Annotated in this window: 10 protein-coding genes and 1 pseudogene; all 11 read left to right on the top strand. The window is 45.9% G+C overall.

The window, feature by feature from the left end:
- Positions 1–622 precede the first annotated feature (622 nt).
- Positions 623–2,305, top strand: coding sequence for a GH25 family lysozyme (locus F7D20_RS13115; protein ID WP_228114193.1), 1,683 nt, complete (start codon positions 623–625; stop codon positions 2,303–2,305).
- Positions 2,306–2,386: 81 nt separating this feature from the next.
- Positions 2,387–3,259, top strand: coding sequence for a sigma-70 family RNA polymerase sigma factor (locus F7D20_RS12600; protein ID WP_158464346.1), 873 nt, complete (start codon positions 2,387–2,389; stop codon positions 3,257–3,259).
- Between the two features lie 40 nt (positions 3,260–3,299).
- A complete protein-coding gene (locus F7D20_RS12595; protein WP_158464345.1) occupies positions 3,300–5,327 on the top strand; it encodes a DUF5686 family protein in 2,028 nt (675 codons plus the stop codon).
- A 61-nt stretch (positions 5,328–5,388) separates the two neighbouring features.
- Positions 5,389–8,625, top strand: a complete 3,237-nt coding sequence (locus F7D20_RS12590) for a UvrD-helicase domain-containing protein (RefSeq protein ID WP_158464344.1) — start codon at positions 5,389–5,391, stop codon at positions 8,623–8,625.
- A gap of 56 nt (positions 8,626–8,681) precedes the next feature.
- A complete protein-coding gene (locus F7D20_RS12585) occupies positions 8,682–11,606 on the top strand; it encodes a PD-(D/E)XK nuclease family protein (RefSeq protein ID WP_158464343.1) in 2,925 nt (974 codons plus the stop codon).
- Positions 11,607–11,782: 176 nt separating this feature from the next.
- Positions 11,783–13,042, top strand: coding sequence for a nucleotide sugar dehydrogenase (locus F7D20_RS12580; RefSeq protein WP_158464342.1), 1,260 nt, complete (start codon positions 11,783–11,785; stop codon positions 13,040–13,042).
- An 88-nt stretch (positions 13,043–13,130) separates the two neighbouring features.
- Positions 13,131–13,595, top strand: coding sequence for a MaoC family dehydratase (locus F7D20_RS12575; protein ID WP_022252297.1), 465 nt, complete (start codon positions 13,131–13,133; stop codon positions 13,593–13,595).
- A 39-nt stretch (positions 13,596–13,634) separates the two neighbouring features.
- Positions 13,635–14,414, top strand: coding sequence for a TerB family tellurite resistance protein (locus tag F7D20_RS12570; RefSeq protein WP_158464341.1), 780 nt, complete (start codon positions 13,635–13,637; stop codon positions 14,412–14,414).
- A gap of 33 nt (positions 14,415–14,447) precedes the next feature.
- Positions 14,448–14,537, top strand: a pseudogene (locus tag F7D20_RS13110) (nitroreductase family protein); the annotation flags it as partial.
- Between the two features lie 324 nt (positions 14,538–14,861).
- On the top strand, positions 14,862–15,674 hold the full coding sequence (locus F7D20_RS12565; RefSeq protein ID WP_158464340.1) for an SDR family oxidoreductase: 813 nt from the start codon (positions 14,862–14,864) through the stop codon (positions 15,672–15,674).
- Positions 15,675–15,785: 111 nt separating this feature from the next.
- A complete protein-coding gene (locus tag F7D20_RS12560) occupies positions 15,786–17,267 on the top strand; it encodes a tagaturonate reductase (protein ID WP_022252300.1) in 1,482 nt (493 codons plus the stop codon).
- The last annotated feature ends 77 nt before the right edge of the window (positions 17,268–17,344 follow it).

The raw sequence follows: 17,344 nt of genomic DNA, 5'->3' as shown, positions 1-17,344 counted from the left end.
TTTGATAATCTTTTGCTAATCTTTTGCAAAGTTACGCAAATTATCCGAAAAGCTTTGTCATAATTCAAAAAAGATGTTTCAAAAATGCAAAATTCTGATTATCAGTTATAACAAACCGTTATTTTGGGCTTTTGACTATCATTTTTTGATGTGATGGCATGGATAAAAAGGTGTTTTTTTAAGATTTTACAAATCACAAAGAATTGTTTCTTTCATATTACAAGCCTTTTTTGTTAATGTTGATTATCTTTGCATTACATTAAAAGTGCTCTAATAAGGACTTGACTCATACGATGGATGTCATAAAGTTTACAAGGTTTTTTAGTTAAGTAAGTATTATGTGATTCTTTAGGTGACAGATAATAGTATAAGTATGTTTTCAAGGTATGCAGAACTCAATCGAGATGATTGGGTTCTGTTTTTTATACTATATCTTCTTTTTATGGTCAGTGCACGTCATCTGTTAATATTCTCATCGGGTATAAAAGTCATAGATAAACTTTTTGAGGAAAAACTTGCAAAGATGTTATTTTTTTTATAATTTTGTATTTACCTTTATGATATGAGAAGCTACACCTTATTTATATAAGAAGTGTACAATTAAATATGAGGAGAGAAAGTAATGTTTCATTTAAGTAAGAAAAACAAGGCTGTCATCGCAATCCTGTCGCTTCTGTTGGTTGTCATGAGCTGCGGCTGGTATGTATGGTCTTGCTACCACATGACTCAGGAAAGATGGATGCGTGCCAAGGCTACTGTTGATGTTTGCTGTCATTATGAGCTTAGAGCAGGCTATAAGATACTGCTCGACTTAGGTAATGACACCACAAAACTGGATGCCTTCTTCGTCAATCAATACGACTTGCTACCTTCCTGCAAGGGACTTTTACTTGCCGAGGACAATGCGGCTATAAGATATAAACGTTATCAGGGAATGACACCTCAGCAGGTATATCATGCACAAATAGACTCGTTGCAAACCATCTACAAGAATGCCAAATGGACACTTCATGAAATAGATTATTACACACATTCGCACAATGTACGCGACGAAGGCTATGGCATGATTGCAGATTATGCAGAACAGCAGAAAGTTCGGCTCGAAAAGGCTAAAAAACTACTGGATTCTCTGCATCATACAGTCGACACTACCTCGCTTCGAATCGTAAGACAGTTGTCTTACAAAGTTTTATACATCGGTCAGTTGTCAACTCGTCAGTTGTCAAGTCAGTCATGCCAATTGGAGAAGCACGATATGCAGAAAGGCATGAACTACTTTCGCCTGTCATCGCAAGCCCTGCCCGACTCTGCCTGTGCCATTAATCAGCGAAGTGCCTTCTATGGAATAAAGATGGACGTCGTGCCTTTCTGCCAGTCCTTTGTGAAGGTAATGCAGGCAGACTCTGCAGGTATCTATACAGGCGAGCGAGACTCTCTGTTCCATCCTCATGGTCATGGTACGTGGATGGGAAATGACGGGTCGCACTATGAAGGACAATGGAAACATGGACATCGTGATGGATTCGGATTTGGCATTGAGTCTGGCAAACAACTCTGCGTGGGAGAATGGAAAAACGACCGTTATCGTGGCGAGCGTCTTGTCTATACCTATGATAGAATATACGGCATAGATATATCTAAATATCAGCATATTATAGGTAAGAAGAAATACCCCATCCGATGGAGTAAATTGCGTATTACCCACTTGGGCAACATCAGTCGCAAAACAGTCAGTGGAAGTATAAGCTATCCCATCAGCTTCATCTATATCAAGTGTACGGAAGGAGCCTCCCTGCTCAATCCCTATTACCGTAAAGACTATCGGGCAGCAAAGGCGCATGGTTTCAGGGTGGGAAGCTATCATTTCTTCTCGCCTCGTAAGCCCGGACTGGCACAGGCCCGCAAGTTTATGAAGCATGCTCTGGTAAGAAGGGGTGATTTTCCACCCGTACTCGACCTGGAACCGACACCACGGCAGATTAAGCAGATGGGCGGACCAGACGCTATGTTTGCACAAGTAAGGGCATGGCTGAGATATGTGGAACGCCAAACAGGCACAAGACCGATACTCTATATCAGTCAGATGTTTGTGAACCGTTACCTGAAATATGCGCCCGACCTGAAGCGGAACTATCGCGTATGGATAGCCCGTTATGGCGAGTACAAACCAGATATCAGGTTGGTTTTGTGGCAGTTATGTCCAGATGGAAGAGTAAGTGGTATCCGTGGGCATGTTGATATCAATGTTTTTAATGGCTATCGTGACGCTTATCAGAAATTTCTTCAGAATGAGGTTGTTAAATAATTGTGTTAAAGTTAGTTATTAAAAATAACAACGAATGCATTTTTTTACTATATTTGCGCAAATTAGGCGAAAGTATAGAGAATGAGACAACTTAAGATACAGAAAAGCATCACCAACCGCAACAGCGAGGCTCTCGACAAGTACCTCGTTGAGATTGGTCGTGCACCTATGGTTTCCATTGAGGAAGAGATAGAACTTGCTCAGGCCATCAAGAAAGGTGGTCGTGCCGGTGAGCGTGCCAAGAATAAGTTGGTGGAAGCCAACTTGCGCTTTGTAGTTTCTGTTGCCAAGCAGTATCAGCATCAAGGACTCACACTTACCGACCTCATCGACGAGGGCAACATCGGTCTTATCAAGGCTGCAGAGCGTTTTGACGAGACTCGTGGCTTTAAGTTTATCTCCTATGCCGTATGGTGGATTCGCCAGAGTATCCTACAGGCCATTGCCGAGCAGAGCCGTATAGTCAGACTCCCCCTCAATCAGGTTGGTTCACTCAATAAGGTGAACCACGAAATCAACAAGTTTGAGCAGGAGAATCTCCGTCGTCCCAGTGTGGAGGAAATAGCTGACCGCACAGGTGTGGATGAGGAGAAGATATCACAGAGTATGGCTGCAAGTGGACATCACGTGAGTATCGATGCTCCATTTGGAGACGACGATGATAATGCCATGGTCGATGTGATGTCGAGTGGCGATGACAGTCGTACAGACAAGCAGGTAGATCACGAGAGTATGGCCATGGAACTGAAACAGGTTCTCGGTCAGGTACTCAAGGATCGTGAGCGACAGATAGTATGTGCTTGTTTCGGTATTGGAGAGCCAGAGAAAGGTCTTGAGGAAATCGGCGACAAGATGGGGCTTACCCGTGAGCGTGTGCGCCAGATTCGCGAAAAGAGCATCTCGAAACTCAGAGAGTCTGGATATGTTAAAATCTTGATGAAATACCTTGGCTAACAGGGTGTCGTTTTATAAATATTTGCTCATAGCCTTCCTTATGGCATCGCCTTTGGGGTGTAAGGCTAAAGTGAAAGCACCGAACGTTGCGTTTCGTGATTCGGTGCTTAATTTGGTGTTTACCTATGCCAAACGTACCGACACCACAGGATTGCATGGTTCACAATCGTATTCTTACACCAAGATGCAGATGCACACCAACAAGCGCAACGCCACCTTGATGCTCGTACCTTCGATGTATGCCATCGCCCATGGTACAGGACGCCACTTTATCAGCGAATACTATACCAAGATAACGATGCAGAACGACAAGTTCACCGACCAGCGTCTGCTCCATGTCAGCACTGTTCCACATCGCCGTAACATCATGTCATATATTCTTCCTTATGTAACTCCCAATGTCTTTGGCGAGAACCTTTTTCATAACAATATCCTCTCCCCTTTCCATCGAGCCAACCGCAGGTTCTACACCTATCGGGTCACCGCTTTGCCGTTCGACAAGGCCCAGGTATATGCCTACCCAAAGATTAAGAACACACAGATGGTGGAAACCAAGGCTGTGGTAAACAGCAAGACAGGAAAAATATATCTGGTCGACTTTGAGGGCGAATACGATATGACCCGCTTCTTTATATCCATCGTCATGGGCAACGAGGGTTACCGTTCTCTCCTGCCCGACAGATGCAACCTGAAAGCCAATTTCAGGTTTATGGGAAATAACATCACCGGTATGCTCAGTTCTTACTACAACCTGCCCAAGGTACTATCCGACACACTCAACAATGCTGCCGACACCACTCTTATGTCCCAAGTGCGCCCTGTTCTTCTCAACGAGCAGGAGCAACTCATCTATGAGCAATATTTCAAGGAGAAGAATCGTCGCGACTCGCTCAGCCTGGCCGACAGTACCAAGAAAAAGCGCAACTTTGCCAAGGATGTGCTATGGGACATCGTTGGCGACAACATGGTGAACAGGATACAGCAGGACTTTGGCAAGGAGAACCAGGGATATGTGCGCCTGAGTCCTATTCTAAATCCTCTGTACATGGGCTATACCAAGCGCAAGGGACTCATCTATAAGTTTGACATCCGAAGTTCTTATTCCTTCAACGACAACATACAGCTTGGTGTGCGGTTCAGGGCAGGATACAGTTTCAAACTCCATCAGTTGTACTTCAACATTCCGGCTACCTTCAACTACAATGCCAAGCACGACGGCTATCTTGAGATGGTTTACGGACAGGGAAATCGCATCAACACCAACGTGATCGCACGCAACATTCTGGACATCAAGAAGGATGACGACGAGGAGATAACGGTAGACAAGGATAATTATACCGAGTTTACCGACAGCTATTTCCGTATCACCAACCACTGGATGTTTAGTCCCAAGTGGGGATTTGAAGCAGGAATAGTGGCTCACCATCGCAGGGCGATTCATCCAGAATTCTACGAATCGTATGGCTATCCTTCCAAATATCGCTCCGTGGCCCCTGCTTTTGGATTGATATGGCGACCATGGGGGCCTAAAGGAGTGTCTGTCACGGCCGATTATGAGCGTAGCATCAAGGGGTTCATGGGCTCAAACATACCTTATGAGCGTATTGAGGCTGATGCCAAGGGCATCTTCTACGCCAGCCGTCGAAAGTTGTACTCTGCGCGTCTTGGAGCAGGATTCTATACCATGCGAGGTTCTCACTGGTACTTTATCGACTACTCCAATTTCAATGACAACTACATTCCAGGAGGATGGAATGACGACTGGAGCGGTTCGTTCGAACTGTTGCCCTCAGAGTGGTACAACTCTTCTGAATACTACGTACGCAGCAACTTCACCTACGAAAATCCGATGATCTTTGCCGCCTGGGTGCCCTTGGTGGGCAGATTTGTAGAGGCTGAGCGCTTCTATGTCAATGCCTTATTGGTAGAAAAGCTGCATCCCTATACCGAATGGGGCTATGGATTCAGCACCCGCCTCTTTTCTATCGGAGTCTTTGCCGGTTTCAAAAATGCCAAGTTCTATGGCGTAGGCTGCAAGTTCGACTTTGAGCTTTTCCGCAACTGGTAGAAGAATCGAATACTTACAGATAGACATTCTTTAAAACAAACATTCTTACATTATAATATATATGAATTCACAACTCACCGTTTACAAGGCAAGTGCCGGCTCTGGCAAAACCTTCACGCTGGCCAGGGAATATATGACCTTAGTCATTGCCAACCCACATTCGTATCGCACCATCCTGGCAGTGACTTTCACCAATAAAGCCACCGAGGAAATGAAAACACGAATCCTCAGTCAGCTATATAGTATTGCCCATGGACTCGAGGAATCGCATGGTTATCTGGAACAGATAAAGAAAGCTTTGCCCCATCTCACGCAGGAGCAGATAGAGAAGAATGCCGGTACTGCACTCAGTCTGCTCATTCACAACTACAACTACTTTCGCGTTGAAACAATAGATACTTTCTTCCAGAGTGTGCTTCGTAACCTGGCACGTGAGCTCGACCTTACCGCCAACCTTCGCATAGGGCTCAACGACTACCAGGTGGAGCAACAGGCTGTAGACCAACTGATTGAGGATCTGGGGCAGACCGACAGGCTTCTACACTGGATCATGGACTATATCAAGTCGAATATGGCTGATGACAAAAGTTGGAACGTGATCGGTGAAATCAAGAGTTTTGGTGAAAATATCTTCCGCGATTATTACAAGAGTGCCGCCAAGTCGCTCAATGAAGTGATGGAAAAGGAAGACTTTTTCAAGAACTTCACTGCCGAGCTCAGGAAAATGAAACAAGATGCCAAGGAACACTTTGCGCAGATAGCAGCCACCTTCTTTGACACACTCGACGAGAATGGACTTACGGTTTCGGATTTCTCGTATGGCAAAACAGGTGTCTGCAGCTATTTCATCAAATTGAGAGACGGACATTTCGACGATGAAAAACTTGTTGGCATACGTGTTGTGTCAGCCATGGAGGACGAGCATACCTGGATGAGTGCGGCAGATGCACAGCCAGGTTCACCTAAGTATGAGCTGGTATGCAATACCCTTGCACCATTATTGCGCTATTCTGAAGAGAAGCGCCCAAAGTTGTTGCGTCTTTACAAGAGTGCAGACCTCACCCTGCGCAACCTCAACCAGTTGCGCCTTTTAGGAAGTATAGAGAAGAAAGTCCGTGCACTCAACGAGGAAGCAAACCGTTTTTTGCTCAGTGACACGCAGACGCTGCTCCATTCGCTTATGCAGGACAGTGACTCACCTTTTATCTTTGAGAAGATAGGTACGCAATTGGAGCATGTCATGATAGACGAGTTTCAGGACACCAGCACCATACAATGGCAGAACTTCAAAGTATTGCTCGATGAAACCATGAGTCATCAGGATGCAGGCAACCTCATTGTGGGTGATGTAAAGCAGAGCATTTACCGCTGGCGCTCTGGTGACTGGCGACTGCTTAACAATATACAAGAGCAGTTTGGAGACAAGCGACTTGATATCAAGACCTTGGATACAAACTATCGTTCGGCAAAAAACATCATCGATTTCAATAATGCATTCTTCAAAGCTGCTGCCGAAACTGAATATCAGACTCTCAAGGAGAATACCCCCGAGGAGGCAGAACAACTGAAGATTGCATACTCTGACGTAGCCCAGAGGGTGCCTTCGGGCAAACCTGCCAATGGCTTTGTGCAGATTAAACTCCTGAACAAGGAAGAATGGAAAGAACGCACACTGAAGGAAACTATGGCAACTATCATGCAACTGACAGAGCAGGGTGTAAAGCCCAGTCAGATTGCCATCCTCGTAAGAACCAACCGCACCATTAAGGATTTGGCAGAATTTCTGATGAACAACGGTTGCCCTTACCCTCTTGTTTCCGACGAGGCTTTCCGTCTGGATGCATCCCAGGCGGTCAATGCGCTTGTTACGGCGTTACGTGTGCTTATTCATCCCGATGATCCTATTTCCAGGGCTACCCTTCAGAAGTTCGCACTCACCTTCCTTGGTAGCGATGAAATCGTGAAAAAGATTGAGGAGCAGCGTGATATCCTGTTACAGAAACCTATTTTCGATTTAGTGGAAAACCTCTTTGTTGAACTACAGTTAGATACCATAGAGGAGATGAAGAGTCAGAGTGCTTATATCTGCGCCTTCTACGATCAGATGGCTGCTTACCTGCAGGACAACTGTTGCGATATAGACTCTTTTATCAAGGAATGGGACAATACGCTGCACGAGAAAAGCATACATAGCGATGCGCTCAATGGCATACGCCTCGTCACGATTCACAAGAGTAAGGGTCTGGAGTTTGATTATGTTATCATTCCTTTCTGCGACTGGATGTTGGAGACATCCAAAGGTACCCTGTGGTGTACGCCAGCCGAGGCTCCTTTCAACAAAATACCATTGGTTCCTGTCGATTTCATCGCCAAACAGATGAAGGGAAGCATCTACGAGGACGATTACCACCACGAGCATCTGCAGAACATGGTAGACAACATGAACCTGCTATATGTGGCTTTCACACGTGCCAGCCGTGGACTCTTCGTTATTGCTCATCGTGACAAGGAAACATTCCGTAGTTATCTGATAGAAAGTGTGCTATCAGATGTAGAGAAGACACTCAGCAGCGGCAATGTATCTGTAACGCTTTCCAATTCGCAAGACAAGGATATTCTTTTTGAATATGGAACCCTTAAGGTTGAGGAGGCTGATGCTACAGACAAGAAAAAGGAGAAATCGGAGAATGTCTTTTGCCAGCAAGCCACCAATATCGCTATGCAGCTGAAGGTGAATCCTGCTATGCCTCAGTTCAGGCAGAGTAACAAGAGTCGTGATTTCATAAAGGGCGACGAGGACGAGGAACAGCAGAAGTACTACATCAAGTTGGGTACCATTCTGCACAGTCTCTTCTCCTCCATCCGTACCACCGACGACATAGAGCAGGCCCTTCGTCAACTCGAATTAGACGGAATGCTCTACGACGAGAATCTCTCACGCAAGCACTTGGATTCAATGATACGCAAGCGTCTGCAGTCTCAGCAGGTGGCGCATTGGTTTTCTCCCCACTGGACACTCTTCAACGAGTGCTCTATCCTGAGTGTGGAACATGGCAAGGTGGTGATACATCGTCCTGACCGAGTGATGAAGGATAGTGAAAAGACCATTGTTGTGGACTTCAAGTTCGGTAAACCCAAGGACGAGCATCACGTACAGGTAAGACAGTACATGCAGTTGCTGGAAGGCATGGAGGCCAACCAAAGTGCAAATTCCGACAACGGAAACGACAGTCATCCACTGATAGAAGGCTATCTGTGGTATGTCTATCCCAACAAGATAGTCAAGGTGGAATTCTGACACCCCAGACTAAGACATAACGACTCTATTTCATCAAGATTATAAAAACGACGAATATGAAATCATTCTTGACATACGTAGCCCAAGACATCATACAGAAATATGGCAACAATCTGAGCGATATAGCCATCGTATTCCCCAACAAACGTGCCTCGCTGTTTCTCAACGAGCAGTTGGCACGTCTGGTTTCCCATCCTTTGTGGAGCCCCACCTATATCACCATCAGCGACCTCTTTCGTCAGCACACTACGCTGAAGGTGGGTGACCCCATCAAGTTGGTATGCGATCTTCATAAGTCTTTCGTCGAGTGTACTGGCATCGAAGAGACACTCGACCACTTTTACGGCTGGGGACAGCTGCTAATAGCAGACTTCGATGATGTGGACAAGAACATGGCTTCTGCCAGGCAGCTCTTTGCCAACCTCAGTGATATCCATGAACTCGATGACGTGTCTTACCTCACCGAAGAGCAGAAGGAAATCATCAAGAAATTCTTCAGCAATTTCTCTGATGACCACAACACCGAACTCAAAAAGCGCTTCCTACAGTTGTGGAGTCATTTCTACGACATCTATACCAATTTCAATCAGCGCCTTGAGGCACAGAACCTTGCCTACGAGGGTGCCTTGTATCGGCGTGTGGTGGAAGACGAGTCGCTTGAGTTCCGGCACAAGAAATATCTCTTTGTGGGCTTCAATATGATGCAGTGTGTGGAGCAGAAGCTGTGCTCACGATTGCAGAAAGAGGGCAAGGCTGCCTTCTATTGGGACTTCGACAAATACTATATGAAGGATGGCAACGAGGCCGGATATTACATCCGGCAGTTGATGAGTGCTTTTGGCAACGAGTTGGATTATTTATCAGATACAGAGCTATATAACTCATTTGATTCAACCAAAGATATTACCTATATTAGCGCTCCTACCGATAACATACAGGCTCGCTACATACATAGCTGGCTGATGCAAAAAGAGCGATATAAGCAAGGGCGCAGCACTGCCATCGTGCTTGCAGACGAGAGTCTGTTGCCTACTGTCATCCACTCCTTACCTGAGGAGGTGGAGAGTGTCAACATCACATTAGGCTATCCCTTGCAGCAGACTCCATTCTACAGTCTGATACAAACGCTAACCGATCTGCAGAACTTGGGCTATGACAAGGATAGAGATTGCTATCGTCTCCGTTATGTCAACTATGTGCTTCGCCATCCTTACGCCCAGTACATCTCGTCTGCTTATGCCGAACTCATGGGCGAACTTCATGACAAGAAGATATTCTTCCCTTCCCGCAAATGGCTTTGCCAAAAAGAGGACGAGGGACTTGAAATCCTGTTTCAGGAAATGTCATCGGGCGAGAACTTCAACCTTTCGCTCGTACAGTATCTCTTGGACGTGCTGAAGAACATAGGTACACAAGCACGTACGCTTGACGACCCACTCTTTCAGGAATCACTCTTTCGCACCTATACGCTTGTCAACCGTCTCCACGAACTCATCCAGTCGGGTGACCTAATCGTAGATATCATTACCTTACAGCACCTCCTGCTGCAACTCATGCAGACCACCACTATTCCTTTTCATGGTGAGCCAGCCGAAGGTATTCAGATTATGGGAGTTCTCGAAACACGCAATCTTGATTTCGATCATATCATCGTGCTTTCTGCCAGCGAAGGAAATCTTCCCAAGGGCGTCAACGACTCTTCGTTCATTCCTTATTCGTTGCGCAAGGCTTACGGACTTACCACGGTAGACAACAAAGTGGCTATCTTCTCCTACTATTTCCATCGCATGCTGCAACGTTCTGCTGACATCACCCTTACATACAACAACTCTACTGAGGATGGACATACTGGCGAAATGAGCCGCTTCATGCTACAGCTGTTGGTAGAAAGCAAGCACCAGGTGAAAACCGCTGCTCTGTCATCAGGTCAAGTACCACTTCCTCCCAACCAAAAGAAAATAGAAAAAACGGAGGAAATGATTAGTCAACTCATTGATGGAAAGATTATTTCTCCAACATGCCTGAACACTTACTTGAGATGTCAGAAACGTTTCTACTACCGGTATGTGGCTGGACTGAAAGAACCAGAAGAGTTGGATGATGAGATAGACAACCGTTACTTTGGTTTGATTTTCCATCGTGCTGCCGAACTGTTCTATCTTCAGTTTGCCCGTCCCGAAGATTTGCAAACCAATGCTAAGGGTGAGAAGCAGCTCATTCATCCCCTCATCATCAGCAAGGAGAAGATAGACTATGCGCTCAAACACGAAAACAGCCTGTATAGTTTAGTAGATCAGGCTTTTGCAGAACAGTTGTTCCGCTTGAAGCCCGGATCTAAAATGCCCGAATACAACGGTCTTCAGCTCATCAACCGCGAGGTTATCACAAGCTATCTAAAACAACTCCTCCGCATAGACCAAAAGCTGGCCCCCTATACACTATTAGGACTTGAGAAACAAGTGAATAAAACCTTTGAGTTCAATACTCCTATAGGTAATAAAGCCATCACATTAGGTGGTTTCATCGACCGTCTTGATGCTGTGGCTGCCAATGGTAATCCTGGTCTTGACAATATAGCCGAGCGCATTCGCGTAATCGACTATAAGACAGGACGTATGCCCTCACGGTTCCCTGCTGATGTGGCTACCATATTCGATCCTTCCAAGCTCTCGCTGCACACTGATTATTATCTGCAGGCATTGCTTTATTCTATCATTGTAGGCAATGACGGCCGATATAACAAGACAAAAGCCCCTGTTAGTCCGGGATTGCTTTTCATTCAGCAAGCGGGAAGCAAGGATTATGACCCGACGCTAAAGTTTGGCCGTAATCCTATCTTTGACGTGGCCGAATATCAGGACGAGTTCATGCAGCACATAGAAGCTCTCATCAGCGAGATATGCGATCCCACTCTTCCACTTGTGGCAACAGAAGACAAGCAGCGTTGTGAGCACTGTCCCTTTACAGCCTTGTGTAAGTAAAGCCTGTTGAGCTCAGCCTTATTAATTAAGGTATAAAGAGAGAAGTAGGTCATTTTTATTGATTTTAGAAAACTCTTACCATCTATATTTGGTCAAGTCTAAAAAAGAATGTACCTTTGCATAACATTATAATTAAGGTAAGCTACATTTCGACAAAACTTTTAAAAGTTATAATAATGGAAACAGTAAACAAAAATATTCGTATTGCGGTAGCTGGTACAGGCTACGTTGGTCTGAGCATAGCCACGCTGCTGAGCCAGCACCATCAGGTGACGGCTGTTGACGTAGTGCCAGAAAAGGTGGACCTTATCAACAATCGTCAGTCACCCATACAAGACGATTACATTGAGAAGTATTTGGCAGAGAAGGATTTGCATCTCAAGGCGACAACCTATGGAGAAGAAGCATACAAGAATGCCGATTTCATTGTTATAGCCACCCCTACCAACTATGATCCTGTAAAAAACTACTTCGACACGACTCACGTTGAGGAAGTTATCGAGTTGGTGATGCGTGTCAATCCTGATGCCATCATGGTCATCAAGAGCACCATTCCCGTAGGTTACACGGAGAATGTACGAAAGAAGTATCATTGCGACAACATTATCTTCGCTCCCGAGTTTTTACGTGAGAGCAAGGCGCTGTACGACAACCTTTACCCCAGCCGCATCATCGTAGGCCGTCCTGAGGGCGACGAGCGACTCGACCAAGCAGCACATACCTTTGCCTCACTCCTGCAGGAAGGAGCTATCAAACAGGATATTGACACCCTGTTTATGGGACTTACCGAGGCCGAGGCTGTCAAGCTCTTTGCCAACACATATCTGGCACTGCGTGTGAGTTTCTTCAACGAATTAGACACTTATGCCGAGATGAAGGGGCTTGAAACGAAGTCGATCATCGATGGTGTGGGACTCGACCCTCGCATCGGTTCTTTCTATAACAACCCGTCGTTTGGCTACGGAGGTTACTGTCTGCCTAAGGACACCAAACAGTTGCTGGCCAACTATGCCGATGTTCCTGAGAACCTTATTCAAGCCATTGTTGAGAGCAACCGCACCCGTAAGGACTTTATCGCCGACCGAGTGCTCAGTATGGCTGGATATTATTTCTATAAGGATAACAGCAGCTATGATCCTCAGAAAGAACACCCTTGCACTATCGGAGTGTATCGACTCACGATGAAGAGCAACAGTGACAATTTCCGCCAGAGCAGTATCCAGGGAGTTATGAAGCGCATCAAGGCTAAAGGTGCACAGGTGATAGTCTATGAGCCAACCCTCGAGGATGGCAGTACCTTCTTCGGCAGCCGTGTTGTCAACGACTTGCAGGAGTTCAAGAAACAGAGTCAGGCCATCATCGCCAACCGTTACGACCCTGTTCTGAATGATGTGAATGAGAAAGTCTATACACGCGACATTTTCAGAAGAGACTAATGAGGAAAGAAGGAGAATTTCCTGGAGAATATTCAATATTTCCACTTCATAATAAAGAAAAAACTATAAAAATAATATATTCAAAACTATGGCAAAATTAATTATCAATTCTTACGAGGAATTTGCATCTCACTTAGGTGAGAGATTAGGTGAATCAGAGTGGTTGCAGGTAGACCAGGAACGTATCAACAAGTTTGCTGATGCAACACTCGACCCACAGTGGATACATGTAGACGTGGAGCGTGCAAAAGTAGAGAGTCCTTACCACAGCACTATCGCTCATGGCTACCTCACCCTTTCTTTGTTACCCTACATGTGGCAGCAGATTGTAGAAGTACACAACATCAAGATGTTGGTCAACTATGGCATGGACGAGATGCGTTTCGGTCAGCCTGTCATCACCGGCTCACGTGTTCGCCTTGTGACAACCCTTCATGACATTCAGAACCTTCGTGGTATCTGCAAGGCAAGCATCAAGTTCGATATCGAGATAGAAGGTCAGCGCAAGCCTGCCCTTTCCGGTATTGCCACCTTCTTGTATTACTTCAACTAATTAAGTTGCTAAGCATCATTTCCAAAAACAGAAACGACAATGGGAGCAGGAAAATGGATTGGCGGTGTACTCGGATTCATCACAGGTGGTCCGTTGGGAGCCTTGGCAGGCTATGCCTTAGGCTCTCTCTTCGAACATGGACTTAACGAGGTAAACCGCCAGGATACAGGAAAGCAGGAAAGAAATAGCAGCGAGGGACAACGCAACTCGTTCATGTTCTCGTTACTTGTTCTTGCCTCTTACATCATCAAGGCCGACGGCAAGGTGATGCATTCCGAGATGGAGCTCGTGCGTCGCTTCTTACGCCAGAACTTCGGTTTGGGAGCCATGACACAGGGCGAGCAGATTCTTCTGAAACTTTTTGAGGAGCAGAAGCGTGTAGGTGTTTTGCAATATCGCAGCGTGATTCAGGACAGCTGTCAGCAGATTCGCAACAGTATGATGTACGAACAGCGCCTTCAGTTGCTCAATTTCCTGGTCATGATAGCCCAGGCCGACGGTCAGGTGCCGGCTGAGGAACTCACAGCGCTGAAAGAGGTTACCTATCACTTAGGACTTAGTGCTGACGAACTTGACCAGATGCTCAACCTCCGCAGTGGAGCTTCTTCGGCTTCAAGTCTCGACGATGCTTATCGTGTACTCGGCATATCGCCATCGGCTACCAATGATGAGGTGAAGAGTGCCTATCGCAAGATGGCTCTCAAGCATCACCCCGACAAGGTGGCTGCCCTTGGCGAGGATGTCCGCAGGGCTGCCGAGAAAAAGTTCCAAGAGATCAATGATGCCAAGGAACGTATCTTCAAGGCTCGTGGATTATAAAGTTGAGTGTTCTTACTCAACTTATGCTGTGTTCAGCTTCTTTACTGCATCGCCCTCGGTTATCCTGACGAAGCACCAGCGGCCAAACCAAGACGTGACGACATGATTAAGTTCATGGAGTAAGGACATATAGGCCTTTGGCCGATAAACCACAATACAATAGATCATTAACTCAACTTCCACATTTGTGAAAGTTGAGTTGTTTTTTTTGTAGACATCGAACGAAATGAAGGAAGGAATAAGAAAAAAAAGACGAAATAAGCCAGTTTCTCACGCGAAATGGTTGTAGAAAGTACGAAAAGAGAATGTAGTGAGAAAAAACACAGCTAAATATTTGCTTATTCAATAAAAATGCGCTAATTTTGCAAATGAAGCGAAGATGACAATGAGTATGATTGTAGCATCACCTTTATTAACTATTTATTATTCAAACAATTCAAAAAAATCATGAGCAATCTTTTCGACATTAAAGATTATGTTGTGGTCATCACAGGTGGAACAGGCGTATTGGGAAAAACTATCGCCAAGTATTTGGCTCTCGAGGGAGCCAAAGTTGCCATCCTGGGACGTAAAGAAGAAGTAGGCAACGCTATTGTGGAAGACATCAAACAAGCAGGCGGTGAGGCTTCTTTCTTCAAGAGCGATGTGATGAACAAGGAGATCGTAGAGCAGAACTGCAAGGATATCCTCGCTAAATATGGTAAGGTAGACACCCTGCTCAATGCTGCCGGTGGAAACATGAAGGGCGCAACGATCGGCCCCGACCAGACTTTCTTTGACTTGGAGACAGAGCAGTTTCAGACGGTGCTGAATCTGAACCTCACAGGTACTGTTATACCTACACAAGTATTCCTGCATCCAATGGTAGAGGCAGGAAAGGGAAGCATCATCAACTTCTCTTCTATGGCAGCCTTCCGCCCAATGACCCGTGTCTGCGGTTATGCAGCAGCCAAGGCAGGCATCTCCAACTTTACAGCATATATGGCTCACGAGACAGCCAAGAAGTTTGGTGAGGGTATCCGTGTAAATGCCATAGCTCCAGGTTTCTTCATCACCGAGCAGAACCGTGCGCTCCTTACCAATCCCGACGGAACCTACACAGAGCGCGGAAAGGATGTTATCCGCCAGACTCCGTTCGGACGTATGGGTAAACCAGAAGAACACTGCGGCACTATCCAGTATCTGATGAGCGATGCTGCATCATTCGTAACAGGTACTGTGGCTGTAGTGGATGGTGGTTTTAATATTTTCGCCATGTAACAACGCAAACCTTTACGCAACATTTTTGCAACATAAATGTATAACGTAAAGGATATTTTTATACCTTTGCAGCAGAAATAATTAGAAACAATATAAACAACAAAACAAATCATGAAAGAGCTTAAATCTTTGAACAAGCGTACTGCTCCAAAGAGCGTTATGCCAGAGAAAATTATCCAGTTTGGTGAGGGCAACTTCCTTCGCGCATTTGTTGACTGGATTGTATGGAATATGAACAAGAAGACCGACTTCAACGGTTCTGTTGTTGTCGTTCAGCCTTTGGCTGGCGGTATGGTTGACTGGCTGAATGGTCAGGACTGCCTCTACCATGTAAACCTTCAGGGTAAGGAGAATGGTCAGGCCATCAATACTCTTGAGCGTATCGACGTGATTAGCCGTGCACTCAATCCATATTCTCAAAATCAGGCCTTTATGGCTTTGGCAGAGCAGCCAGAGATGCGTTTCATCATCTCTAACACAACTGAGGCTGGTATCGCATTCGATGATTCTTGCAAGTTTACTGATGCTCCTGCTGCTTCTTATCCAGGTAAGTTGGTACAGTTGCTGTTCCATCGCTACAAGTTCTTCGAGGGCGACCCAACTAAGGGTATGATTCTGATGCCTTGTGAGTTGATCTTCCTCAACGGTCACCACCTGAAGGAGTGCATCTATCAGTACATTGAACTTTGGAAGGGTGACATGGGCGCTGACTACGAAGGCTTCAAGGAGTGGTTCACCAACCACTGCTACGTATGCGCTACTCTCGTAGACCGTATCGTTCCTGGTTTCCCACGTGATACCATCAAGGAAATTCAGCAGAAGGTTTGCTACAAGGACAACCTCGTAGTTAAGGCTGAGAGCTTCCACCTCTGGGTAATCGAGAAGGCTGAGAATATGACTGTAGAGCAGATGCAGGAAGAATTCCCTGCTCACAAGGCTGGTCTGCACGTTCTCATCACCGACAACGAGAAGCCATACCACGAGCGTAAGGTAACACTGCTCAACGGTCCTCACACTGTATTGAGCCCTGTCACTTACCTGAGCGGTGTAAACATCGTACGCGATGCTTGCGAGCACCCAGTATTGGGCAAGTACATCCACAAAGTACAGTTCGATGAGTTGATGCAGACTCTTAACCTGCCAATGGACGAGTTGCAGAAGTTTGCTTCTGACGTATTGGAGCGCTTCGAGAACCCATTTGTTGACCACCAGGTAACAAGTATCATGCTCAACTCATTCCCTAAGTATGAGACTCGCGACCTCCCAGGCGTGAAGATCTACTTGGAGCGTAAGGGTGAGTTGCCACAGGGCTTGGTATTCGGTTTGGCTGCTATCATCACTTATTACAAGGGTGGCAAGCGAGCTGACGGTGCAGAGATCAAGCCACAGGACGACCAAAAGATTATCGACAAGCTGACAGAGCTCTGGGCTACTGGCGATACTCAGAAGGTGGCTGAGGGTGTTCTTGCTTTCGACTACATCTGGAAGGAAGACCTCAACAAGACTGTTCCTGGCTTGACAGAGTTGGTTAAGAAGGATCTCGACCTCATCCAGGAGAAGGGTATGCTCGAGGCTGTTAAGACCATTCTGTAATCGGAAACTAAGACTGATGTAAATTTTTTGAACATAATGTAAAGAGGATTCCTCCTTCGGGAGAATCCTCTTTTTTG

Origin of the sequence: Segatella copri (assembly GCF_009495355.1) — a bacterium.
GTDB lineage: Bacteria > Bacteroidota > Bacteroidia > Bacteroidales > Bacteroidaceae > Prevotella.
Note: the sequence above shows the minus strand (reverse complement) of the source record. Positions and strands in the feature narration are given on the sequence as shown.